This window comes from Pontimicrobium sp. IMCC45349 (genome assembly GCF_047219225.1).
Lineage (GTDB): Bacteria > Bacteroidota > Bacteroidia > Flavobacteriales > Flavobacteriaceae > IMCC45349.
Genome location: NZ_CP178208.1, coordinates 1752636 through 1777517, shown reverse-complemented (window position 1 = coordinate 1777517; position 24882 = coordinate 1752636). Strand labels below are relative to the sequence as shown.

Sequence of the window (24882 nt, the reverse complement as noted above, 5' to 3'; positions counted from 1 at the left end):
TAACGTCTTGTGTTTCAGACTACTTTTTATCTTCTTTAAGTACTGAATGTAATATGGATTGTAGAATAGATAAAAGTATGCTAAACAATATGGCTGTCCAGATACTTGAAACTGCAAACCCATTTATTAATTCGCTTGCTAAAAGTATTATTAATGCATTAATAATTAACAAGAATAATCCTAAAGTTAGTATAGTTATTGGTAATGTGAAAATGACTAAAACTGGTTTAACTAATACATTTAAAATTGCCAAAACTACAGCCACTATTAATGCTGTTGTATAAGTATCTAGAGTTACTCCTGGTAACAACTTAGCTATAACTATTACTGCTATAGCTGTTAGTGCGAGTTTAATAATTAGTTTCATAAGTTCTATTTTTAATTAACTATTTGAAAAATCACAGGAATTGAAAAAGCTAACTCCATAGGCTTTCCTCTTTTTGTTCCTGGTTTGAACTGTGGCAGCAACTCAACCACTCTTATTGCCTCATCTTCTAAATCTGGATGTGGTGCTTTTGCACGAACTCCTATAACATAACCCTGTTCATCTATCTCAAAGTTAACAATTATCTTTTGTCTTCCTACTAATTGTAAATCTCCAGCTAAATCAGTATTAAATTTTCTTGATATATGTCTAGTTATTTTTTCACTTGTACATTTTTTTATAGCTTTATTCCCTATTAGTTCTATACATTCAGGATGAATAACAGCAGTACTAATAACACCATTAGGTATGTTTGTAGAAATCAATTCCTCTTCATTATTTATAGTCTGTCCATTAACATACTTAACACTTTTTATTTTTTTTCCTAAGCTATTATACTTCTTCCATTTTTTTGATAAGGTATCTTTTTGATAATAACCTTCCCACACTAAAAATCCTTGTTCGTTATATCTTTTTTCTTTTCCTTCTTTTAAGTTATTACTAAGACTTCCTTCTTCTTTTACCTTACCATTTCTATAGTAGTGTACATAATTACCTTCTTTATATCCATCTATATAATTTACTTCCCATTCCTTTTCTCCTGTGTCATAAAATTGAATCCAAGTTCCAGACAAATATCCATTTTCATAATTACTTTTTACTCGTAGTACTCCAGCCTTATTAAACTCTTTAAAATATCCATTAAACATTATTCTTTCCTCAAAAAGCTCTCCCGTTTCATAATAACTCTTAAATAGAATTTCCTCTCCAACTTTTTCTGATTCCAACTTTAGAGTACCATTTTTATAATAAGATTTAGAATCTAAAAACTTCCCTTCTTTATAGTTAGAAATTTTTAAAATTTCTCCTGTTTCATAATATTTTTTCCATTCACCATTCTTTTTGTCATCTAAAAGTTCTCCTAACAATTTTATTTGCCCATTAGGATAAACTTCCTCAAACATTTCTATTTCTTGAGCACAAATGTTAAATGTAAATAAAACAAAAACACTAAAACTTACTATTTTGTTCATAAATATGATTTTTAAATACTTATGCAATAAACTGCATCACTTGATTGTAAAATTCTAATGGATTTTCGGCATGCAACCAATGTCCAGCATTACTTATTGTAACTATTGATGCATTTGGAAACTGCCTTTTAATCATTGCTTCATCTTGCAAAGCAATATATTCGCTTTTATCACCTCTTAAAAATAAGGTGTCTTTATTAAACTTGTAAAATGATGGCAATGCTTCGCCAACTTCAGCAACATTTTCTTTAAGTACCTTTAAGTTTATACGCAAACCTAATTGCCCTTTTTCAACCCAATATAAGTTTTTAAGTAAAAATTGCCTTGTTCCAAACTCAGGTACATATTGAGACAATTGCTCATCTGCTACCTTTCTAGTATCAATAACACTAAAATCTAAAGAAGATAACCCTTCTAATATAGCATCATGATGTATCGGATAAAAACGAGGAGCTATATCTGCTACTAAAAGCTTAGATACTATATTTGAATGTGTAGCTCCAAATAGCATTGCAGTTTTCCCTCCCATAGAATGCCCTAAAAGAACAATATCACTCAAGTTTTTAGTCTCGCAATAATGCTTTAAATCTTCAACCATTACTTCATAATCAAAATCTTCGCTATGAAAACTTCTTCCATGATTTCTTTGATCTACTAAGTGTACTTCAAAACCTTGTTCACTAAACTGCCTACCTAAAGTTTTCCAATTATCGCTCATTCCTAGAAAACCATGAAGAATAACCATTGGTTTTCCTTCTCCAATAATATTTGAATGTAATAGCACTACTTTAACTTATTTAAATACATGTTAATTACATTTTCAACTCCTAAGTATAAGCTCTCAGATATTAAAGCATGTCCAATAGAAACTTCCAACAATCCAGGAATTTGCTCTTTAAAAAACTTAATATTATCTAAAGACAAATCGTGTCCAGCATTAACACCTACTCCTAGTTCATTTGCTTTAATTGCACAAGCAACATAAGGTTTAATCGCTTCAGTATTATCTAAACTATACTCATGTGCAAAAGCTTCGGTGTATAATTCTATCCTATCTGTTCCAGTAGCTAAAGCACCTTCAACTTGTTTAACATCTGGATCTAAGAATATTGATGTTCTAATATTATTTTGTTTAAACTCTTTAATAACTTCAGTCAAGAAGTCTTTGTGCTTAATTGTGTCCCAACCAGCATTACTAGTAATAGCATCAACAGCATCTGGAACCAATGTTACTTGTGTTGGTTTTATTTTTAAAACCATATCTACAAATTTAGAAATTGGGTTTCCTTCAATATTATACTCTGTATAAACTACTGGTTTTAAATCGTAAGCGTCTTGATATCTTATATGTCTTTCGTCTGGTCGTGGATGAATAGTTACTCCTTGCGCACCAAACTCTTGAACATCTTTAGCAAACTGAACTACATTAGGCATATCTCCACCTCTAGAATTTCTAAGAGTTGCAATCTTATTTATATTTACACTAAGCTTAGTCATATCTTAAAATTTTATTGGCAAAAATACAAAGTAGTTTACGCTTAATGTATAATATTTTTGATTAATTTGCATATGCTTATAAACGATATTATGCCACTTAGTGAGTTTATTATAAATGATATAAAACCCTTTAAGGTTGAAAACAAAATAGGAGAAGTACAACAACTATTTAATCAGTTAACCTATTCTCACATTCCTATTAAACGGGATGATGTATATATAGGTTGTATTTCTGAAAATGACGTACACTGTTTTGACTCTCAAAAACCTATAAGTGAGTTTATTTATACTATTGAAGGTTTTTTTGTAAGACAGAATACTTTATGGCTTGATGTACTAGAAGCTTTTGCTCAAAATGACACCAATATTATGCCTGTTTTAAATGAACATAATAAATACATTGGCTATTACGAGCTACACGATATTATTTCTCAATTTAACCAAACTCCTTTTTTCTCCGAGCCTGGTGGAATAATTATTATTGAAAAAGGTTATAACGATTATTCATTTAGTGAAATTAGCCAAATAGTAGAATCAAATAATGGTAAATTATTAGGTGCTTTTGTTTCTAAAATGGAAAATGATGTTGCTCAAATTACAGTTAAAATTGGAAACACAAGTTTAAATGATATTATTCAAACTTTTAGACGCTATAGCTACAATGTGGTTTCTGGACATGAGGAAGATAGTTTTTTAAAGAGCTTAAAAGACCGTTCAGACTATTTAAACAAATACTTAAACCTGTAAAGTATGAAAATAGCCGTTTTTGGTCAATTTTATAATAAAAATGCCGAAGTTTCTATTGGAACTTTAATTGAAATTTTAAAACAAAAGAAAGCATCTATTGTTTTTCAAGAAGATTTCTATACTTCTATAGTCAATTCAGTTAACCTAAATGTTGAAAACAATGATTTTGAAACATTTAACAAACTAGACAATTCGTTTGAGTTACTAATAAGTATTGGAGGTGACGGAACCATTTTAAGAGCAATAACACTTGTAAAAGACTTAGAAATACCTATTGTTGGAATTAACACTGGAAGACTTGGTTTTTTAGCAACCATTCAAAAAGATAAAATAGAAGATGCTATAAATAGTATTTTAAAAGGTGAATATCATATTTCTGAAAGAAATCTACTTTCAATTAAAACCATCCCTGAAAACAAAGACCTTCTAGATTTAGATTTTGCTTTAAACGAAATTGCAGTAAGTAGAAAAAACACTACTTCTATGATTACTGTAGAGACATCTTTAAATGATGAGTATTTAACATCATATTGGGCAGATGGCTTAATAGTATCAACACCAACTGGATCTACAGGTTATTCATTAAGTTGTGGAGGACCAGTTATTATGCCTGAGGCAGACAATATTGTATTAACACCAATTGCTCCTCATAACCTTAACGCTAGACCTTTGGTAATTTCTAGTGATACTGAAATAAAGTTAAAAGTAAGTGGTCGAGAAGACAACTATTTAGTATCCTTAGATTCTAGAATCGCAACTCTAGACAATAACACAACTATTATTATCAAAAAAGCATCATTTAAAATAAAAATGATTGAGCTAGAAGATGAAAGTTTTTTAGACACCCTTCGTAAAAAATTACTCTGGGGAGAAGATAAACGCAACTAGACAATAAATTGCCTTAAATACTGTTTATCAGTAATACTAAACGACAAATTATAATACCCTAATCTTATTTATTATATTTGCGAACTTTTGATTTTTTATGAAGCACATAACCCTATTGATATTAACCTTTTTATGTTATAATTTGAGTACTGCTCAAATATATGAAATTGGTGTGTTTGCTGGAGGAAGTAATTTTATTGGAGATGTTGGTGCCACTACCTACATTGCACCAAGCGAGCCTGCTTTTGGTGGTATTTTAAAATGGAATCGTAGCCCTAGGCATTCGTATAGATTTTCTATAATTTACACCAACTTAGAAGGCATCGATAAAAAATCTGATGATCCAAGAAGAAAACAACGTGGTTATGAGTTTAAAAACAGTATTCTTGAACTATCAGCAGGAATGGAGTTTACCTTCTTTGATTTTAACCTCCATTATGGAGAAAACATATCTACACCTTATCTCTATACAGGAATTACAATGACAAGACATGATAATTTCTTTTTTAACAATGGTGTATTAACTTCTGAGAATACAGAAAGTTGGGCTTATGGAATACCAATGGTAATAGGCTATAAAACCACATTTACTGATCATTTAATTTTAGCCTTTGAAATTGGTGCACGTTATACATTCTCGGATGAACTAGACGGAAGTGTTCCTGATAGTAAAAATTTAATAGACACACATAGTTTTGGAAACATTAATAATAATGATTGGTATATGTTTACAGGGTTTACCTTAACTTACACCTTTGGAAGAAAACCATGCTATTGTAATTTCTAATATGAGTTTAAAAGATAATATTAATATAAAACAACTACCCGAACATATTGCCATAATCATGGATGGTAATGGGCGTTGGGCAAAACAAAAAGGAAAACTCAGAGTCTTTGGTCACGAAAATGGAACTAGAGCAGTTAGACGTACTGTAGAAGGCTGCGCAGAGTTGGGTGTTAAAAATTTAACACTATATGCCTTTTCTACAGAAAACTGGAACAGACCAAAACTTGAAGTGCAGACTTTAATGAAACTTTTAATTTCATCTCTTAAAAAAGAAATTAAAACACTTCAAAAAAACAACATAAAACTTAATGCAATAGGTGACTTAAAAGCCTTACCAACAAAAGTACACAAAGAATTAGCAGATGTTATTGACCTTACTAAAGACAATAACAGAATGACCTTAACCCTAGCTTTAAGCTATGGTTCTAGAGATGAGCTAATAAATGCTGTAACTCAAATAAGCATTAAAGTTAAAAATAATATAATTTCGCCTGAAAAAATTGATGAATCGCTAATAAATCAGCATCTTTACACCCGAAATTTGCCAGATGTAGATTTATTAATTAGAACTAGTGGCGAACAAAGAATTAGTAATTTCCTATTATGGCAAATCGCATATGCCGAATTGTATTTTACTAATGTATTTTGGCCAGATTTTACAAACGAACATTTGTATGAAGCCATTATAAACTATCAAAAAAGAGAAAGACGATTTGGAAAAACAAGTGAACAACTTAGCTAATATACCACTATTGAAAACAAAAATTACTCACTTACTATTCTTAGTATTCTTTTTAAGCAACATTACTGTTACTGCTCAAGGTGATGGAAAAGTATATACTATTGAAGAAATAACAGTTTCTGGAAATACAACATTTAGTTCTCAAACCGTAGTTACTTATTCTGGACTAAGAAAAGACGATCAAGTGACAATACCTGGTGGTAACAAAATAAGCGATGCCATAAAAAAACTTTGGAGTTCAAACTTATTTAGCAGTATTGAAATTTACATCACAAAAATTGAAGGATCAAACGTATCTTTAGAAATTGAATTAATTGATTTACCTGAATTAAAAGAAGCTACTATTGTTGGTGTAAAAAAAGGTAAAATAGATGGTTTAATAAAAGAAAACAAACTTAATCCTGGTGTAAAAGTTACCGAAAACTTAATTACTACAACAAAAAATTACGTTGCTAACAAATATAAGAAACAAGGATTTTTAAACGCAAAAGTAAACATCTCTACTTCTGAAGTTGTAGATTCATTACAAAAGACACGCGTAGATATGCTTGTTGATGTAGATAAAGGGAATAAAATAAAAATTAAGAGTATCAATTTTAATGGTAATAGTAAACTTAGTGCTAAAAAGCTTAGAAAAGCTATGAAAAACACTAAGAAGAAAAACCCAATTAGACTCTTAAAACGTTCAAAGTATATTGAAGCTGACTATGATGAAGATTTAGTAGCTATTGTTGATAAATACAAAGAAAACGGCTATAGAGATGCTCGTGTTATTTCAGATACAATTATTATTAATGATGATAACACAATTAGTCTTAAAATTGATTTAGAAGAGGGTGAAAAATACACTTACGGAAAAATCAACTTTTTAGGAAATACTGTTTATACAGATGAGCAATTAAATCAGGTCTTAAAAATTAGAGAAGGTGACACTTATAACGGTGTTGAACTGGAAAAAAGAATTGCTGACAATACTGATCCAGATGCTTTTGATTTAACTAACCTTTATCAAAATAATGGTTATTTATTCTCAACTATTACGCCAGTTGAAGTAAGTGCTGATGGAAATGTCATTGACATGGAAATTAGAATTACAGAAGGTAAACCTGCATATTTTAATAATATCACAGTAGTAGGTAACGACAAAACTAATGACAATGTTATTTACAGAGAATTAAGAACACGCCCTGGACAATTATATAGTAAAAGAAATGTTGTTCGTACTGTAAGAGAGCTTGGTCAATTAGGATTCTTTGATGCTCAACAAATATCTCCAGATTTCAAAAATGTAAATCCTACTGATGGAACATTAGATATGGAATATAGTGTTGTAGAAAAAGGATCTAGCCAAATAGAACTACAAGGTGGTTATGGTGGTGGTGGATTTATTGGAACTTTAGGATTATCGTTCAATAACTTCTCTATAAAAGATATTTTCAAAAAAGAAGCTTATAAACCAGTACCAATGGGTGATGGTCAAAGATTAGCGTTACGTTTACAGGCAAGTAGATTTTATCAAACTTATAGCTTCTCATTTTCTGAGCCTTGGTTAGGTGGTAAAAAACCCGTTTCATTTTCTACTTCATTATCGCATACTAAACAATTTTTATATAATCCAACTACTAGAAAAGCTGATAAAAATAGAAGTTTTAACATTACAGGAATCTCAGTTGGTTTAGCAAAAAAATTATCTGAACCAGACGATTATTTTGTTTTATCTCAGTCTATTGGGTTTCAACATTATGATTTAAATAACTACAACACTGGCTTGTTTACTTTTGGAGATGGTAGTTCAAACAACTTATCTTACACAATTGGGTTAAGTAGAAACAATACCTTTAATGACCCTATTTATCCAGAAGGAGGATCAAACTTTAGTATTTCAGCTAAACTATCTCCGCCTTATTCAGTATTCAACAATGTAGATTATAAAGCATTAAAGCAAGAAAGAGAAGAACAAGAGGACATAATTGCTCAATACGCAAATAGTTCTGATCCAGACGAAATTGAACTAAGAGATAATGCTTCTGAAAGAATTGGAGAAATTGACCAAGAGCGTTTTAATTGGTTAGAGTTTTATAAAATTAAGTTTAAGGGAGAATGGTTTACAAGAATTAAAGGTAAATTAATTTTAAGACCAAGTGTAGAATTTGGATTCTTAGGTGCTTATAATAATGATAGAGGTATTATTCCTTTTGAACGTTTCTTCCTTGGAGGAGATGGTCTTGGAACTTATAGTCTAGATGGTCGTGAAGCCATAGCTTTAAGAGGCTATCCTAACCAAGCATTATCATCTCAAGATGGTGGTACTATTTATAACAAATTCTCTTTAGAGTTAAGATATCCTATTACTTTAGGTCAGCAAGCTAAAATTTACGGACTTGCTTTCTTAGAAGGTGGTGCATCTTATGACAGCTTTAGAGATTACGATCCTTTTAACTTAAAAAGATCTGCAGGATTAGGAATTAGATTATTTATGCCTGCTTTTGGATTATTAGGTATTGATTTTGGTCATGGATTTGATTCATTACCTGGACAAACTGTAAAACACGGTTGGGAAACCCACTTTATCATTGGACAACAATTTTAAGTTTGGCACGATATTTTCAATCAATACAATGACGATTTAATAGCAGTGTTAAAATTTTTCAAAATATATTTCGTTTATTTGAATAATATTAACGCTCTTGACGGAATCGCAGCTTTTAATCCGTCATAAATAAAAAATTTATAAGATGAAATCGATAAATTTTAATACAAAACGGTTAAATGCTAAAGCTCTTTGCTTATTGGCCTTGACTTTCTTTTTAGGACTTAATAGTTTTGCTCAACGTAGTATAAGGATTGGTTATATAGATACCGAATACATTCTTCAAAATGTTCCTGAATACCAAAGTGCAACTTCACAGCTAGACAGTAAAGTTCAAAAATGGAAAACAGAAATTGAAACACGTCTTTCTGCTATTGAAGAAAAAAAGAAACAGTTAAATAACGAACGTGTATTATTAACAAAAGAGTTAATAGAAGAGCGTGAAGAAGAAATTTTAATTGAAGAAACTGAAGTAATAGAATATCAACAAAAAAGATTTGGACCAGAAGGAGATTTAGTTACTCAAAAGAGACAACTAATGCAACCTATTCAAGATCAAATTTTTTCGGCAGTACAAGATATTGCTGCTAATAAGAGATATGATTTTATTTTTGATAAATCGGCTGATGTAGTAATGCTTTATTCGGCTGACAGATATGACATTAGTGATTTAGTATTACGTACAATTACTCGATCATCTAAAAGAAGACAAGTTCAAAACAGAAAAGAAAAACAAGCTGCTGAAGATGAAGATGTTGTTCCTGTTATCAATAAAGAAGCTGAAGCTAGAGAAAAAGCGTTAGAAGATAAAAAAGCTGCAAGAGAGAAATTAGTTGCCGATAAAAGACAACAACAATTAGATGCAAGAGCTGCAAAGAAAAAAGAGCTTGAAGATAAAAAGAAAAAGATATTAGAAGATCGTGCTAAAGCTAGAGAAGAAAAGTTAAAAGCTAGAAATGGTGGTAATACAGAAAAGAAAGCCGAAGAGACAGAGACGGAGAAAAAAACTACTGAAAAGGCTAAAGATTCTGTAAAAACTGAAAAAGCAACTGCTAAAAAAACTAACGATAGTACTGCAGCTAAAAAGGCAACTGATAAAAAAGCAAAAGCAAAGCCATTAAGCGATAGAGAAGCTCGTAAAAAAGCATTAGAAGAAAAGAAGAAAAAAATATTAGCAGAAAGAAAAGCTAAATTAGAAGCTCGTAAAAAAGCAAAAGAAAACGATACAACATCGACAAAGAAAAAAAATTAATAGACAAAACAATTTATAATTTAATTTAAAATGAAACATTTAAAAACCCTTTTATTAGCAGCTGCACTTTTTATAGGAAGTACTAGTTTTATGAACGCGCAAAGTAAAGTTGCTCATGTTAATACTCAAGAGTTAGTTCAAGCAATGCCTGCTATGAAAGCTGCTCAAGCTGAGCTAGAAAAGTTAGCTAAGACTTACGAAACAGATATACAAGGAATGGCGGCTGAACTTCAGAATAAAATTAAGCAATACGACGCTGAAGCTTCAACACAAACAGATGAAGAAAATGCTAAGAGATTACAAGAAGTTCAAGGTATGGAGCAAAGTATTCGTCAATACCAAGCACAAGCTCAACAAGACTTACAAAAGAAAGAATTAGAGTTATTAAAGCCTATTACTGAAGATGCTAAAGCAGCAATTATTAAAGTAGCTAAAGCACAAGGTTTCCAATATGTATTAGATTCTACACAAGGACAAGGTGTAATTTTAGCAGATGGTAAAGACCTTATGGCTGATGTAAAGAAAGAATTAGGATTCTAAACAACTTTACTTTTTAAAATATTATCAAAGAAGCTGTCCTAACACGACAGCTTTTTTATTTTTGTAATATGAGCAAACAACCTATTGGCATTTTTGATTCTGGAGTTGGAGGTACTTCCATATGGAAAGAAATTCATAAAGTACTTCCTCAAGAAGACACTATTTATTTATCAGATAGTATACATGCTCCTTATGGTCCAAAAGGAAAAGAGCGCATTATAGAGCTTTGTAAAAAAAATACGGAGTATTTACTAGATAAAAACTGTAAACTCATTGTGGTTGCTTGCAATACTGCTACAACAAATGCTATAGATTATTTAAGAAGCAACTTTAATGTTCCTTTTATTGGAATTGAACCAGCTATTAAACCAGCTGCGCTTCAAAGTAAAACAAAAGCCGTAGGTATTTTAGCCACAAAAGGCACATTAAGTAGTGCTTTGTTTCATAAAACATCAGGTGAATTCGCAAGTGATATAAATGTTATTGAGCAAGTAGGTGAAGGTATTGTGCCCTTAATAGAAAACGGGAAACTCTACTCCGATGAAATGAAAAGCTTACTTAAGCTATACCTACAACCAATGATAGACACTAATATTGATTATTTAGTATTAGGCTGTACACATTACCCTTATTTAATCCCAATACTATTAGATTTACTTCCTAAAGGCGTTAAAATTATTGATTCGGGTGAGGCTGTAGCTAGACAAACTAAAGCTGTTTTAAAGAAAAATAATTTGCTTTCAACTAAACATACAAAATCAAAAAACACTTTTTTTACAAATGGTAATCTTGATGTTTTGCAACAATTATTAGGTCTAGGTTATGATATTGATTATTTAGATTTTTAATCTTCTTTAAACCAACTAGAATATTTTACATAGTTGTTTGCAATTCTATCAATCTCTCCTGAAATAAGCTCTTGACTAATATCTTTTATCTTTTTTGCGGGAATGCCAGCATATATACTTCCAGACTCTACCACAGTATTTTTACTTACTACTGCCCCAGCTGCAATTATACTATTACTTTCGATAACACAATCGTCCATTACAATACTTCCCATACCAATTAACACATTATCTTGGATTGTACAACCATGTACAATGGCGTTATGACCAATAGATACATTATTACCTATTGTAGTTGGTGATTTTTGATAAGTTGCATGAATGACTGCTCCATCTTGAATGTTTACCTTATCTCCCATTTTTATATAATGCACATCGCCTCTAACAACTGCATTAAACCAAATACTACAATTACTTCCCATAGACACCTCTCCTACTATAGTTGCATTTTCTGCTACATAACAATCTTCTGGAATTTGTGGTGATTTCCCATTTACTGGTTTTATTATTGGCATTTTATTTATTGTTTAGTTGTTGATTTGTTTATTTGACTTAATACTCCTAAAAGCTCAGTGTGACATCTTTAATTATCTTAGGCTTTTGTGTAAGAGATCCCTCATTATGCTAAGAATAACAAAGAGTTATTTAAAATATGATAGTAAATCTGATTTTTTAGAAGCAGAAACCATAACTTCTTTGCCATTGCTAAGTATCACACTTCCTCCTTTTCCTTTTACATATTTTACGACCTCATTAACATTAACAAGGTAACTTTTATGTACTCTTGCAAAACTAGAACCTAACAAAGCTTCTTCAAAATATTTTAAGGTTTTACTTACTAACTTTTTCTTATTGTTGTTTAAATAAATTTCGGTGTAATTATCGTCTGCTTTACAATACAAAATGTTAGCTGTTTCTAACACTTCAAAACCGTCTTGCTGGGGAATGGTTATTTTTCCATTTACAACATTAGTTTTTGGTACTAATACTTGGTCTTGTAATGCATCTTCTTTTGTTTTAATTTCGGTTACATAATCTACAGCTTTAATAAGCTCATCAATAGATATTGGTTTCATTAAATAATAAGAAGCATGTGCATTTAAAGCATCTATTGCATAATGGTTATAAGCAGTAACAAAGATGGTTTCAAAATTAATATCGCCTACTTTTTCTAATAAATCAAAAGCATTTCCAAAAGGCATTTCTACATCTAGAAATACAACATCTAAATCGTTATTACGAATTAAAACTAAAGCCTCTTCTATATTAGCGGCTTCTCCTAAAACATTAATGTTAGGACAGTATTTTTTTAAGTAGTTTTTTAATATTTCTCTACTTGTTTCTTCGTCTTCTACTATAATTGCGTTTAGTTTCATTTATTATATTTTTTAAGACAACTGTTGGTTTTTATAACAATTATAAGATTTGCTTGTCTTGTTCCACATGATCCAGTCGTATCCGCATCATATACTTTTGCTGCATATAATATATCTACATCGCCTTTTGTTTTAAAAAAAACATCTAACTCATCTTTTTGAAACACATGACCATCAATAATACACAAACTTATAGGTCTTGTTTCTTCTTCTAATTTAAGGTAGTTGCTTAAATCTTTAAATGTAGAAATATTCAGTTCATTATAAGTTTCAACTTTTTCTATACAAGCTTTTTTTTCTTTAGTTGCCTTACAACTAAAAAATAAAGTTATTACAACTATTAATATAACTCTTACCTTCATTAGTCCTTCTTAAGGGTTACTTCTACTTTAGTCCCTATATCTTCTTGAGTAGCTTGATAATCATCAATAAACACATCAACTTTGTCCTTATACATTTTATTAAGAATAGCTACACGTTTTTTAATATTACCCATGCCCTTTGAGTTTTGCTTTTTTTGATGCTGTGTTTTTAATGTTTTTGACTTTTCTCGACCTATACCATCGTCAATAATACTAATCTTTATTTGATCTTTTTGAGATTGCGAAATATTAATCAGCAACTTCCCTTTTTCAGTTTTATATCTTAAACCATGCCATACAGCATTTTCAATATATGGTTGTAACAACATTGGCGGAATTTGAAATTCTTCAACCTTAACATTATCTTCTACAGTAATATTATAATCAAACTTATCTTGAAATCTAAAATGCTCCAATTTAGTATACAACTGTAATAATTCTATTTCTTTTTCTAATGGAATGAAATCTTCCTCACTATTTTCTAAAACTGCTCTCATTAACAGTGAAAAATCGGTTAAATACCTATTTGCTGTACGTTCATCATTTGTAGCAATAAAACTATTTACTGAGTTTAGAGCATTAAAAATAAAGTGAGGATTCATTTGACTACGCAACGATTTTAATGCTAATAAATTATTATTTAAACGTTGTTGTTTTATGTTTTTAAACATAAAATAAGCCACAGCTAACAACAATAATAAACCACCAGTTAAAGAGTAGATTATCATTTGTTGATTTTTACTTCTTGCAATTGTTAATTGGTATTTACTTTCTGAAATTTCACGATCTTTTTCTAGACTAGTAATTCTACTCTGCTTGTCTTTTAAATCACTTCTAAAGCGTGCGGATTGAGAAATTTCTTGTTCTTTCCTTGCGTATAACTCATCCACAATACCTTCATAAACTTTAGAAGTATTAACAGCTTTTTCTAAATCACCAGCATCTCTAAAGACTTCTGCTAACTTTCTTGTAGCATCCTTTTTAACTACCAAATCTTCTTTAATATCGGCTTCACTTATACTTTTTTCTAAATAAGGAATAGCATTATTATAATCTCTTTGTAACGCATATGCATTACCTATTTTATAGTTTTGTTTTTGAGGTGTAAGTGCACTTGTATTATCAAACAAAGAATCATTTTCAATATCTTCTATCACTTCAAGAGCTTCTTTCCTAAGTTCTATTTCATCATCGTAAGCTCTATTTTTATTTTGAAAATCTGCAACCTTAACCTTTTCTTGAACTGCTCTTGTTTTATTTTCGCTTTCTGCAAGTTTTAAAGAGTTCCTAAAATATCCTCTTGCAGCCTCTAACTCACCTTTTCTATTATACGTTTCGGCTATTTTAGAATTTAAATCTGTAACCTTAGGTGTTATTAAATGTTCTCTAGCTAGATCTAAGCCTTTTGTATAAGATTCTATTGCTAAATCAAAATCGCCTATATTATTATATACATCTCCAAGGTTTTCATACAAGACTGTTAATTGCCAATTAGAAAGTTTCTTTTTTTCAATATTATTAAATATATCAATACTTTCTTGATAGTTTTTATTTTTCTCATAAGAGTCGGCTAACTTTAGTTTAACTCTATTAGTTTTAACATTTTGAAGACTAATTTTATAGTTAGTAATAGCTAAATCATACTGTTCCCACTCGTAATAAACATCTGCAAGATTTTCATATATTAATGCATTTTGTTTTGAAGAAGTTGAAAGTACTAATGCCTGTGTTATAAAAGAAATGCTTTTTTCTGCATCTTTTTTTATGTATTGTTTTGAAGAATCAATTAGGTTTTCGAACTCTTCAGGGTTTATTCTTTTACTTATCTTAAAGTCAAGTTTTGACTCACTACTAGGTTCAACTTCTACTCTAATTCTTTCCTGACTTTGAATAATATAATATACTGTTTCAAATCCACTATGTCTAATAACCAATTCATCTCCTAAGGATACTTCTATCCTAAATTCACCTTGGCTATTTGATGTAGTATAAGAACCTCCATTAACTTCTATATTCGCTCTAGATATAGGCTTATTAGAATCACGCTCTACAATTAAACCCTTAACAGTAAACCTTTCTTTTTGATAATTACTGTTTTCTTCCTGAGATAATACTGTAGTATAAAGTAAACATATAAAAATGCAGGTAATATATTTAAGTATCTGTTTCACAGCTTTAATTTAATATCGTAAACATACATACTTTACTTGGTTTTATAAAATCACAACTAGTTCTAATATTCATTTGCATGTCCTAAAAGTGATGTTTAACTAACTCAAGTTATTACTTCACTAATTTATACCAAAGTGTCACTCATTATGATTTTTATTTAAATAATGCTGTATCTAAGTTTAATCATTAATTCAAAAAACGATATAAAATGAAAATTGTGTTTAAAACATTTATTGTAAGTATCTTATTTATAAATGTATGGTCATGTAATGCAAATAGTAAATCTAAATCAGATATTACTTCACACCATGAAGTAAAAACTGAAACTACAGAGCAATTTATAAAAGTAGCTTTATTACTAGATACAAGTAATAGTATGGATGGACTTATAGACCAAGCTAAGGCTCAACTTTGGGAAATAGTGAATGAATTATCGTATGCTAAATGCGATAATGATAGACCTAGTTTAAAAATTGCACTTTACGAATATGGTAATGACGGTTTAAATGCCGAAAAAGGATACATAAGAAAAGTCATTGATTTTAGTAGTGACCTAGACGATATATCAAAAGAGCTATTTTCATTAACTACTAATGGGGGAAATGAATTTTGTGGTCATGTAATTCAAACTTCTCTTGATCAGCTAAAATGGGGCAATAATCCTGATGATTTAAAGCTAATATTTATTGCTGGCAATGAGCCCTTCACACAAGGTGAGGTCAGTTATAAAACAGCTACTACAAATGCTAATGAAAAAGATGTTACTGTAAACACTATTTTTTGTGGTGATTATCAAGAAGGAATTGTTAGTTATTGGAAAGAAGGAGCAAACTTAACCCGTGGAAATTACATGGCTATAAACCATAATCAAGCTACTGCAAACATTCCTTCTCCTTATGATGATGACATATTAATACTAAACCAACAATTAAACAAAACTTATATATATTATGGCTCTAATGGTTCTTCAAAAATGGCACTTCAAGAAGAACAAGACTCTAAAGCCCAAGGCTACAGTAAAGCTAATGCTGTAAGTAGAACAGTTAGTAAAAGTTCACACCTTTATAAAAACTCTTCTTGGGATTTAGTTGATGCAGTAGAAATAGAAAGCTTAGACCTGGACAAAATTAAAAATGATGAGCTACCTAAAGAATTAAGAGACAAATCTAAAGAAGAAATTATCGCTTTTTTAAAAACTAAAAAAGAAGAAAGGACTTCTATAAATAAAAAAATACAAGAGCTCAACAAAAAGCGAAAAGCTTTTATATCAACCTCACAATCTAAAAACGATAATGGCTTAGAAAGTGCTATGATTAAAGCTATTAAAACTCAAGCTAAAAAGAAAAACTATAAATGGGAATAAAAAAAGGCGCTATAATTATAGCGCCTTTTTTTATTAATATTCTCTTTCTAGTTTACACTAGGACAGTTACAATCAAACTTCTCTCTTCTACAACCAAAGTTAAACCCTAAAGTCAACTGATGAAATCCTCCATTGTTAAACACTACTGAATTTGCTTGGTAAGAATAAGTATATGCAAAAACAAAGTTGTTATAATCAACACCAACTATTGGTGTAAAGTATTGTAATTTTTGACTACTTACACCAGAACCATCTTGAAACTCTGCTCCATCAAAACTTCTTCTATAAGAGATTCCACCCCAAAGCTTTCCAAAATCCATTTCTTTATAAGCCTTAAAGTTAATATCTATAAAAGACTCTTTAGTTCCATCCTTATAAGCATACATAAGTGAAGGCTCATAACTCCAATCATTTCTTAAACTTGAAAAAACAGTACCTACAGATAATAAATACGTTCTTAAGTTATTGTAGCTTAAACCTTGCTCATTAAAATTAATACCTTCATTTTTAAGCACATTCTTTACTGTAGCATGCGCATAGGTATTAAAATAGTGATACGAAAATCCAAAATCCACATTAAAATTGGTAGCACTTTGTTCAATTCCTGCAATAATTGGATCAAATCCATCAGCTAAAAATGATGTTTCATCCAGTTTATACTGAATCATTCCTGCACTTAAACCAAACGATAACATATTTAAGTCAATAGTATTTCTCGAAAACATGATATGGTGCGCATAAGTTAAATATGCTCCAGTTTGTGAATGATATCCATTTTTATCATTAAATACAATAGCTCCTATACCAGATTGTGATTCACCAATCCTTCCATTTACACTTAAAGTTTGTAAACTTGGAGCATCATCATCACCAAACCACTGTTGTCTTCCTGTTAACCTAATTTTATTACAATTAGCAACACCAGCCATTGAAGGGTGTATTAAATAATAATTATCTGTTAAATAATCTGAATATACAGGTAAACCTTCCTGTGCGGTTGTTAATTGCGTAAAAAACGTTACAATTGCTATTAAGCAATATCTTTTTAATTTCATATCAATTCTATCTTTTCAGGGTAAAGTGGGCCTTAAATTGTTTTCTTTCATTAGTTGAAGGTTCATCGTATTCAACGGTAAACCAATAATCACTTGAAGGAAGGTGCTCACCATTATAAGTTCCATTCCATCCTTCGCCTGTTGGACTTAACTGTTTTAACAGTTTTCCATATCTGTCAAATATATAAATTTTTGCGTTAGGTTGGTTAGATATACCCACGATATTCCATGTATCATGATACCCATCTCCATTTGGCGTAAAATATAATGGATAGTCCATTACTATTACTGTTGCCTGACCTATTCCACAGCCATTTAAATCTCTAGCATATACAATGTGCTCTCCTGGGATTACATCTATAAATGTTCCTGACTCTTGCCATGGACCATCATCTAAACTAAACTCGTAAACAGCAATGTTATTTGCACCTCCTGTTAATACTTCAGCAGTCGCTTCTATTACATGATTATTTGCAAAAGCCAATGTCGTTACACTTGCTGTCACTACTGGTGGCTCACTTATATTTACTAATGCTGTATCTGACCAATTACAGCCTGTTGCTATATTTGTAACTGTTACCGAGTGATTCCCTCCTGTTACTGGCGCATATGAAGAGCCTGTACCTACAACTACTCCTGTTTCATCTGTCCATACAAAACTATACTCAGTCTCTGATAATCCTGTTTCCATTACTGCTTGGTCTACAACTTCTGTTCCATTAGTGTTGATACAGAATAAATATTCATCATCTAAATCAAATACTGGTAATGGATTTACTTGTAATACTAATTCTGCCACCTCATAACATGCTGATGAGTCTACCATATTACCTGTACCATCATCTATCATCGTATCATTATCTACACGTACATAGATAGTTTGTGGATTTACAACGTTTTCATACAACGTTGGTAATGGGTTTACAAATCCATCTGCATCTTCTAATGTTGCATAATAGGTTACTGTATAGCTTGCTGGATCTTGACCCATTAACACTAATGCATCTTGTGTTGTTAAATCAAACTGCACACTGTCATTTGATGGATCACCATCAGTCTCTACATTATCATCACACTCTTCAAACACTGGCAGGTCTTGATTTGCTTGTGCTGCCTCATGTACTTCTAAATCTATCGTGACTGTTGTTATTTGACAGCCTGTAATAGTATTAGTGATGTTTACATAAATAGTTTGTGGGTCACTAATGTTTGTATATGGACTTTGTAATGCATTTTCTGCTAAATCTGCATCTGCTTGTGTTAAGTGATAAGTTACCTCAAATATTGATGGATCCTGACCGTTTAACACAGCTTCGTCTTGACTTGTTAAATCAAAATCATATACATCATCTGTGTTTAACTCACATGCTATAAATGATGGCATTGCTGTAGCAACTGGTAATGGATGTACTATCGTATCAAACGTTACTATTGTATAACAGCCTGTTACATCATTTGTAACACGTACATAAATTGTTTGTACTGGTGTTGCTGTATTTATGTAAGCATCTGGTGTTGCTATAGCATTTGTTCCTGCATCAGCATCTTCTTGTGTTTCGTGATACGTTGCTGTTACTCCTGCTTCACCATTAATAATATATGCTTCGTTAACTGTTAAATCAAACTCTTCTTGCTCATCGCCTGAGTTATTATCATCACACAATTCTAAATCTGCTGGATCTTGACTTGGTGTTGGGTTTGGCAATACACGTATTGTTAACGTTACAAACGCATAACAATCAGTATCTGTATCAGTCACTCGCACATGTAAAGTTTGTGGGTTTGCTGGGTTACCATCTACTGATGTGTTGGTGTAGTTGGTTGGGTCTGGTATTGCATTGGTATCTGCTTGTGCATCTGCAGCAGTTTCATAATACGTTACTACCCAACTTGCATTACCATCGATAATCTCATTATCCTTTACTGTTAAATCAAATGCAAACAACTCATCTGCGTCATCGTAATAATCATCATCACACTCTTCTAATGGTGTTGGTTGCACTGGCTCTGGTGGTAAGTGTACTATAATTTCAAAACTTGTTGTACTTACACAACCATTAGCTACACTTACTAAACGTACATATATAACACCGTTTCCACTAGTGTAATTCGTTGTATTAATGATTGGATTAGCTCCTGTTTCTGCATCCGCTTGTGTCAAGTGGTACGTTAAGATAAAGTCTACTGGATCTTGTGTTCCTAATAGCGTTGCATCCATGTCTGTTAAATCAAACTGATAGATGCCATTATCGTCATCATCACAAACCTCTAATGGGTCAAGCTCATCTGACAGTGGTAATACTGGTGATGGTAACACAATTAACTCTAAAGTTTCTGTTGCATTATAACATCCTGTAACAGTATTCTCTACACGTATGTATACTATTTGTTGCCAAGGTGAAACATTATCGTATGGACTTACTAAAGCATTTAAACCATTCTCTGCATCAGCTAATGTCTCGTGATATGTAACTACAACATCTAACTCACCATTTATAATATCTATAGTTCGGTCTTCTAGCTCAAAACTTGCAATACCATCATTGTCTTCATCACACACCTCTATTGGTAATGGTGTTGCTGGTGATGGTAATGGCTCTACTCGTAAATCTAAGGTAATTGTACTTACACAACCTGTTACATCGTTTACTGCACGTACATATATTGTTTGTGCATTAGCAATATTTACATATGGACTGAAGATTGGGTTCGTTCCTAAATCTGCATCGGCTTGAGTTTCATAGAAACTTAAACTAATACCTGTTTGTCCATTTAATATCTCATCAGAGGCATCTTCTAATGTAAACTCCTCTAACATAATTGGTGATACATCTTCGCCTGGTAAGTCATTATCATTACATAACGTGATTGGTGTTGGTTGTACCAATACTGGTAATTCATTCACGATTAACTCTAAAGTCGTAATCGAATGACAACCATTAACATTATCATCTACACGTATCCAAATAGTTTGCGTTACAAAAGGCACAAGGTTTGTATAAGCTCCTGGTGTTAATATTGGTAACATTGGTGCTTCTGCATTTGCCTGTGTTTCATAATAGCTAATGATATATTGTGTTGGATCTAAACCATCTAATATTTCATCTGCTTTTGAGGTTAAATCAAATATCGCTATACCATCTGTATCGTCATCACATACTTCTAATGGTGTTGGATCCACTATTGGTGGTGTGTCGTTTACTATTAATTGTAGTTCTACTATCGTAGCACAATCTGTCGCTATAGTAGCACTCTCTACACGTACATAAATGGTTTGTGTATAGGCTACAATGTTTGTATAGTTACTCGCTAAGGCATTAACATTGTTATCTGCATCTGACATAGTTTCATGATACGTAACTGTTAAACCTGCTTGTCCTCCAGTAATCTCATTATCAGCATCTGATAACTCAAATACTCCAAAACCATCATTATCTGCATCACAATACTCTAATGGTGTTGGCACAAACGCTACTGGTGCCTGCTCTACTACTAACTCTAAAGTTGTACTATTTGTACAGCCTGTATTAATATCTTGTCCTACTACAATAATCGTCTGTGGATTAGATATGTTTGTATATGGAATTGATAATGGATTAATACCTGCATCGGCATCAGCTTGATTTAAATAATAGGTAATTGAATAGTTTGGATTACCGCCTTGTATCTCATTGTTCTTTATAGATAAATCAATCGCTGTAAAACCATCGGCTACGTTATCATCACAAACCTCTAATGGTGTTGGATCTACTAATAATGGTAATGGGTTTACTACAATATTAAAGGTTCCTACTGAACTACATCCTGTAACATTGTTTGATAAGTTTACATATACCACTGTTGATGTGCTTGTATATAATCCTATGATTGGGTTAGTAAGATTTTCCGCATCTGTTTGCGTCTCATAATAACTTACTGTTACATTTTGTCCATTAGCTATCTCTACGTCTTTGGTCGTTAAATCAAATGCTTCTTCTAAATCTCCTGGATTGTTATCATCACACAACTCATAATCGGTAATCGCTCCAAATACTGGAATTGGATTCACAATTAATTCTAAAGTAGTTGTTGCTGAACATCCTGTCACATCATCTTCTAATCGTACATGTAATGTTTGCATACATGCTGAAATATTAGCGTAATTACTAATATCTGCTATTGGATTAGCTCCTGTTGTTGCATCTGATGGCGTCTCATGAATCGTAACTGTCATACCTGTTTGAGCTCCTAACACTTGACCTGGTACAGCACTTAAATCAAAAATAGCAAAACAATCGTTATCATCATCACACACCTCATACACTGGTGGAGCTACTGGTATTGGTAATGGATTTACTACTAAATCCATCGTCGTAGTGGTATAACAGCCCGTTGCTGTATTTTCTAATCCTACTACTACTGTCTGAAAAAATGCAACTGTATTTGTATACGGACTTACCAAAGCATTTGACATGCCGTCTGCATCCACTTGAGATGCATAGTAACTTACTACAACATCTGTTTGTCCATTTAATATTTCTGCATTCTTATCTTCTAAAGTAAACTCAGCAAATCCATCGGCATCATCATCACAAACTTCTAATGGCGTTACTGGTGTAATTGTTGGTAATGGGTTTACTATAATCTCAAACTGTGTCGTCCCATAACATACTGGATTTGCATCCTCTTCTATACGTACATAAATCGTCTGCTGATTTGCTACTGTATTTGTATATGGATTACCTAAAGCATTAGCTCCTGTACCTGCATCTGTTGGATTATCATGATACGTAACCGTAAATAAACCTGCATCTTGACCTCCTAATACACCTGAGGTCTGTGAGAAAATATCAAACGATGCAAATCCATCTGTGTCATCATCACAAACCTCCATGTCTGGAACAGCATTCGCTATCGCTTTCCAATTTACTACCAAATTAAATAATGGAGAAGGTGAGGCTGCATAACACGTCTCATCATTTGCACTTTCTACTCTAACATAAATTGGCTGTGGGTTAACTATATTTGTATATGGACTTACTAAAGCATTATTCCCTGCATCTGCATCTGCAAAATTTGCATAATATGTAACTACAAAATCTGCTGGTAACTGCGTCCCTAATATACCTAAATCCTGAACCGTTAAATCAAATTCCTCAAAACCATCATTACTATCATCATCACAAACTTCTAAGTCTGGAACAGTTGAAATGGTTGGATTATCAGTAATTACTAACTGAAAACTTGAAGTATCAAAACATAATTGAGTTATAACATCTTCAATTCTAACATAAATAGTCTCTCCATTGGAACCAGCATAATTAACAGCTGTAGCTGCATCAATAGCATTATCTCCTTCATCTGCATCAGCCTGTGATGTATAATATGAAATTTCAAAATCTTCTGGTGTTTGACTTCCTAAAACTAAAGCATCATTATCTGTTAAATTAAATACATTTCCAGGAGCATTACAAATAACTAAGTTTTGGACAGCTTCTACCGTTGGATTAGGTATAAATTCAACAATAATAGAATCTGAAGCAGTACAATCACCACTAAAAACTATTTCTGCTGTATACTCTCCAGGAATAGTAACATCAAGAGTTGATTGGGTTTCACCATTAATCACTTCTCCATTTAAATACCAAATATGTGTGGCTGTAGGCACTTGAGTATCTAAAACAATTGTTTCTCCTAAACATAATGCAGTTGAAGCTTCAATTGTAATATCGTCTCCTAATTCTCCTCCTAAATCAAAACTTCCAGCTTCTAAAAATACTGCAGCATCATAAAGTGTATCGCCATCATCAGCAATAACAAGTTTAATACTATATGTAGTATTAGGAATAACAGTTCCTTGAGCAGCCATACTTACTGTATGTCCTCTAAAATCTGTTGGACTATTTATTTCTGGTAAACCACCTGGATTACCATAATATGCTGCAAAAAATTCTTCATTAACAGAAGGACAACCTCCATTATAAGCGTTATCTCTAACGTTTAACACAGAAATTGGATCTGTTGTACCTGGAACTATCGCTAAATTTGTAGTAACTCCAGTATTAGTATCTGTTAATAAGAAAGCAAAAGCATCAGTAAAACTACATTGAAACCCTCCATATTCTTCTGAAGCAAAAACGAAATTAAAACTAATTGTATTTGCTAAAGGGACAAAATCAAATTCTATAAATGTTGCATTGTTTGTATCTCCAGCATTTAATCCAGGAATTGCATTCTCAAGATCTAAATCCCCAGGCCACGCATTAGAACCGTCACTTAATGTCCCTGTTTCTGGACCACCAGCACTTGCCGCATTTCCTGAAGTTAAAACAATTCCATCTGTAAAAGGAAAGTCTTGTCCATTACCGAAAAAGTAACCTATTCCATTAGTACTTGAAAAGTTTGTTCCTGTTGAAAAATTTATATTAGATACTCCTGCACAAGGACTATTAACTAAAACATCTTCAATTAATTCTGGAACTGTATATGTTGTTTGATCAATTTGTAAATAAGGTCCTAAAACTTGCACTGTTATTGTTGCAGTATCTGAACATCCCATTGGATTTGGATCAGTTACTGTTAATGTTACTGTATATGTTCCAGGTGTATTAAATGTATTTGTAACATTTAATCCTGTATCATTATTCCCATCATTAAAATCCCATTCATATGTTGCTCCCGTACCATCTTCTGAAAATGTTGCACTACCAGTAAAATCAACAGAATCTCCATTGTTGATCACAACATTTCCAGAACCATCTGGAGCTGGATTGGTATTATCTATCGAAGCTGTTATTGTTTGACATGGCGAAGCACAGCCAATGTTAGCCGCCCAACCAGTTGTACTTGCAGCAGCATCACTTATATATTGAATAGTTAGACAGCCCGAAGCGTTTGAAGCCATTACAACTCCAGGGCTATTAGCGGCTCCACCGTCATACTCTCCAATTAACGGAGCACTTGTATCTTGTCCATCATAAATATATAATGTATCAGCATTCAACTGGGTATTGAATTCAAAAAAATCAAGTTGAATTAAATCTCCTGCATCTTCAGGACAAATTGTTAGCACAAAATTTTCATTACTAGAGTAATTTCCTGAAGCACCTCCTGAATCATAAAAAACACCTCCACACTGTGTAATTGTCCCATTCTGCATTAACACATCTTGTGAAAATCCAGATAATGAGTATATAAAACTTAAAGTTATTAAAAGTAGTAGTTTT

19 protein-coding genes are annotated in these 24882 nt (G+C 31.9%); 9 read left to right on the top strand and 10 right to left on the bottom strand.

Going from position 1 to position 24882, the window contains the following annotated elements; translation table 11 throughout:
• Positions 1 to 19: 19 nt before the first annotated feature.
• Genes ACLII3_RS08260 through ACLII3_RS08245 form a run of 4 tightly spaced genes read right to left on the bottom strand, consistent with a single transcriptional unit; the run spans position 20 to position 2955 of the window.
• A complete protein-coding gene (locus ACLII3_RS08260; protein WP_412983759.1) occupies positions 20 to 367 on the bottom strand; it encodes a phage holin family protein in 348 nt (115 codons plus the stop codon).
• Positions 368 to 378: 11 nt separating this feature from the next.
• Positions 379 to 1458 (bottom strand): energy transducer TonB, encoded by a 1080-nt coding sequence (locus tag ACLII3_RS08255; protein ID WP_412983758.1) that lies wholly within the window; start codon positions 1456 to 1458, stop codon positions 379 to 381.
• Between the two features lie 19 nt (positions 1459 to 1477).
• Positions 1478 to 2242 (bottom strand): alpha/beta fold hydrolase, encoded by a 765-nt coding sequence (locus ACLII3_RS08250; RefSeq protein WP_412983757.1) that lies wholly within the window; start codon positions 2240 to 2242, stop codon positions 1478 to 1480.
• Positions 2242 to 2955 (bottom strand): pyridoxine 5'-phosphate synthase, encoded by a 714-nt coding sequence (locus ACLII3_RS08245; protein WP_412983756.1) that lies wholly within the window; start codon positions 2953 to 2955, stop codon positions 2242 to 2244. The genes ACLII3_RS08250 and ACLII3_RS08245 overlap by 1 nt, the downstream gene beginning before the upstream one ends.
• Before the next feature lie 90 nt (positions 2956 to 3045).
• Here ACLII3_RS08245 and ACLII3_RS08240 point away from each other — a divergent pair, with 90 nt between their 5' ends.
• The 8 genes from ACLII3_RS08240 to murI all read left to right on the top strand — a co-directional run bounded on the left by ACLII3_RS08240 (position 3046) and on the right by murI (position 11349).
• Complete coding sequence (locus tag ACLII3_RS08240; RefSeq protein WP_412987907.1) at positions 3046 to 3702, top strand: CBS domain-containing protein; 657 nt, start codon at positions 3046 to 3048, stop codon at positions 3700 to 3702.
• 3 nt (positions 3703 to 3705) lie between these two features.
• The gene (locus ACLII3_RS08235; protein WP_412983755.1) at positions 3706 to 4590 is read left to right on the top strand and encodes an NAD kinase; all 885 of its coding nucleotides are present in this window, start codon (positions 3706 to 3708) and stop codon (positions 4588 to 4590) included.
• A gap of 97 nt (positions 4591 to 4687) precedes the next feature.
• Complete coding sequence (locus tag ACLII3_RS08230) at positions 4688 to 5377, top strand: DUF6089 family protein (protein WP_412983754.1); 690 nt, start codon at positions 4688 to 4690, stop codon at positions 5375 to 5377.
• A gap of 1 nt (position 5378) precedes the next feature.
• A complete protein-coding gene (locus ACLII3_RS08225) occupies positions 5379 to 6119 on the top strand; it encodes an isoprenyl transferase (protein ID WP_412987906.1) in 741 nt (246 codons plus the stop codon).
• A 10-nt stretch (positions 6120 to 6129) separates the two neighbouring features.
• Positions 6130 to 8709 (top strand): outer membrane protein assembly factor, encoded by a 2580-nt coding sequence (locus ACLII3_RS08220; RefSeq protein WP_412983753.1) that lies wholly within the window; start codon positions 6130 to 6132, stop codon positions 8707 to 8709.
• Between the two features lie 145 nt (positions 8710 to 8854).
• Entirely contained in the window at positions 8855 to 9961 is a 1107-nt protein-coding gene (locus ACLII3_RS08215; RefSeq protein ID WP_412983752.1) for an OmpH family outer membrane protein, read from the top strand.
• 30 nt (positions 9962 to 9991) lie between these two features.
• The gene (locus ACLII3_RS08210; protein WP_412983751.1) at positions 9992 to 10501 is read left to right on the top strand and encodes an OmpH family outer membrane protein; all 510 of its coding nucleotides are present in this window, start codon (positions 9992 to 9994) and stop codon (positions 10499 to 10501) included.
• 68 nt (positions 10502 to 10569) lie between these two features.
• On the top strand, positions 10570 to 11349 hold the full coding sequence (gene murI, locus ACLII3_RS08205) for a glutamate racemase (protein WP_412983750.1): 780 nt from the start codon (positions 10570 to 10572) through the stop codon (positions 11347 to 11349).
• Here the strand turns inward: murI and ACLII3_RS08200 are convergent.
• The 4 genes from ACLII3_RS08200 to ACLII3_RS08185 all read right to left on the bottom strand — a co-directional run bounded on the left by ACLII3_RS08200 (position 11346) and on the right by ACLII3_RS08185 (position 15258).
• Positions 11346 to 11864 (bottom strand): gamma carbonic anhydrase family protein, encoded by a 519-nt coding sequence (locus ACLII3_RS08200; RefSeq protein WP_412983749.1) that lies wholly within the window; start codon positions 11862 to 11864, stop codon positions 11346 to 11348. The two genes, murI and ACLII3_RS08200, sit on opposite strands and share 4 nt — an antisense overlap.
• A 126-nt stretch (positions 11865 to 11990) precedes the next feature.
• A complete protein-coding gene (locus tag ACLII3_RS08195) occupies positions 11991 to 12725 on the bottom strand; it encodes a LytR/AlgR family response regulator transcription factor (protein WP_412983748.1) in 735 nt (244 codons plus the stop codon).
• On the bottom strand, positions 12722 to 13087 hold the full coding sequence (locus ACLII3_RS08190) for a hypothetical protein (RefSeq protein WP_412983747.1): 366 nt from the start codon (positions 13085 to 13087) through the stop codon (positions 12722 to 12724). The genes ACLII3_RS08195 and ACLII3_RS08190 overlap by 4 nt, the downstream gene beginning before the upstream one ends.
• Positions 13087 to 15258 (bottom strand): histidine kinase, encoded by a 2172-nt coding sequence (locus ACLII3_RS08185; RefSeq protein WP_412983746.1) that lies wholly within the window; start codon positions 15256 to 15258, stop codon positions 13087 to 13089. The genes ACLII3_RS08190 and ACLII3_RS08185 overlap by 1 nt, the downstream gene beginning before the upstream one ends.
• A 209-nt stretch (positions 15259 to 15467) precedes the next feature.
• Between ACLII3_RS08185 and ACLII3_RS08180 the strand changes: the two genes are divergently transcribed.
• Positions 15468 to 16622 (top strand): vWA domain-containing protein, encoded by a 1155-nt coding sequence (locus tag ACLII3_RS08180; protein WP_412983745.1) that lies wholly within the window; start codon positions 15468 to 15470, stop codon positions 16620 to 16622.
• A gap of 47 nt (positions 16623 to 16669) precedes the next feature.
• On the opposite strand, the gene ACLII3_RS08175 is transcribed toward ACLII3_RS08180, so the two are convergent.
• A complete protein-coding gene (locus ACLII3_RS08175; protein ID WP_412983744.1) occupies positions 16670 to 17677 on the bottom strand; it encodes a type IX secretion system membrane protein PorP/SprF in 1008 nt (335 codons plus the stop codon).
• Positions 17678 to 17684: 7 nt separating this feature from the next.
• The gene (locus ACLII3_RS08170; RefSeq protein WP_412987905.1) at positions 17685 to 24815 is read right to left on the bottom strand and encodes a choice-of-anchor L domain-containing protein; all 7131 of its coding nucleotides are present in this window, start codon (positions 24813 to 24815) and stop codon (positions 17685 to 17687) included.
• Positions 24816 to 24882: the final 67 nt, after the last annotated feature.

What these genes read in the sequence shown, in the direction of transcription:
- ACLII3_RS08260 (WP_412983759.1), bottom strand. Translation starts at nt 367, where the DNA reads ATGAAACTAATTATTAAACTCGCACTAACAGCTATAGCAGTAATAGTT.
- ACLII3_RS08255 (WP_412983758.1), bottom strand. Translation starts at nt 1,458, where the DNA reads ATGAACAAAATAGTAAGTTTTAGTGTTTTTGTTTTATTTACATTTAAC.
- ACLII3_RS08245 (WP_412983756.1), bottom strand. Translation starts at nt 2,955, where the DNA reads ATGACTAAGCTTAGTGTAAATATAAATAAGATTGCAACTCTTAGAAAT.
- ACLII3_RS08240 (WP_412987907.1), top strand. Translation starts at nt 3,046, where the DNA reads ATGCCACTTAGTGAGTTTATTATAAATGATATAAAACCCTTTAAGGTT.
- ACLII3_RS08235 (WP_412983755.1), top strand. Translation starts at nt 3,706, where the DNA reads ATGAAAATAGCCGTTTTTGGTCAATTTTATAATAAAAATGCCGAAGTT.
- ACLII3_RS08230 (WP_412983754.1), top strand. Translation starts at nt 4,688, where the DNA reads ATGAAGCACATAACCCTATTGATATTAACCTTTTTATGTTATAATTTG.
- ACLII3_RS08225 (WP_412987906.1), top strand. Translation starts at nt 5,379, where the DNA reads ATGAGTTTAAAAGATAATATTAATATAAAACAACTACCCGAACATATT.
- ACLII3_RS08215 (WP_412983752.1), top strand. Translation starts at nt 8,855, where the DNA reads ATGAAATCGATAAATTTTAATACAAAACGGTTAAATGCTAAAGCTCTT.
- ACLII3_RS08210 (WP_412983751.1), top strand. Translation starts at nt 9,992, where the DNA reads ATGAAACATTTAAAAACCCTTTTATTAGCAGCTGCACTTTTTATAGGA.
- murI (WP_412983750.1), top strand. Translation starts at nt 10,570, where the DNA reads ATGAGCAAACAACCTATTGGCATTTTTGATTCTGGAGTTGGAGGTACT.
- ACLII3_RS08200 (WP_412983749.1), bottom strand. Translation starts at nt 11,864, where the DNA reads ATGCCAATAATAAAACCAGTAAATGGGAAATCACCACAAATTCCAGAA.
- ACLII3_RS08195 (WP_412983748.1), bottom strand. Translation starts at nt 12,725, where the DNA reads ATGAAACTAAACGCAATTATAGTAGAAGACGAAGAAACAAGTAGAGAA.
- ACLII3_RS08190 (WP_412983747.1), bottom strand. Translation starts at nt 13,087, where the DNA reads ATGAAGGTAAGAGTTATATTAATAGTTGTAATAACTTTATTTTTTAGT.
- ACLII3_RS08180 (WP_412983745.1), top strand. Translation starts at nt 15,468, where the DNA reads ATGAAAATTGTGTTTAAAACATTTATTGTAAGTATCTTATTTATAAAT.
- ACLII3_RS08175 (WP_412983744.1), bottom strand. Translation starts at nt 17,677, where the DNA reads ATGAAATTAAAAAGATATTGCTTAATAGCAATTGTAACGTTTTTTACG.
- ACLII3_RS08170 (WP_412987905.1), bottom strand. Translation starts at nt 24,815, where the DNA reads ATGCAGAATGGGACAATTACACAGTGTGGAGGTGTTTTTTATGATTCA.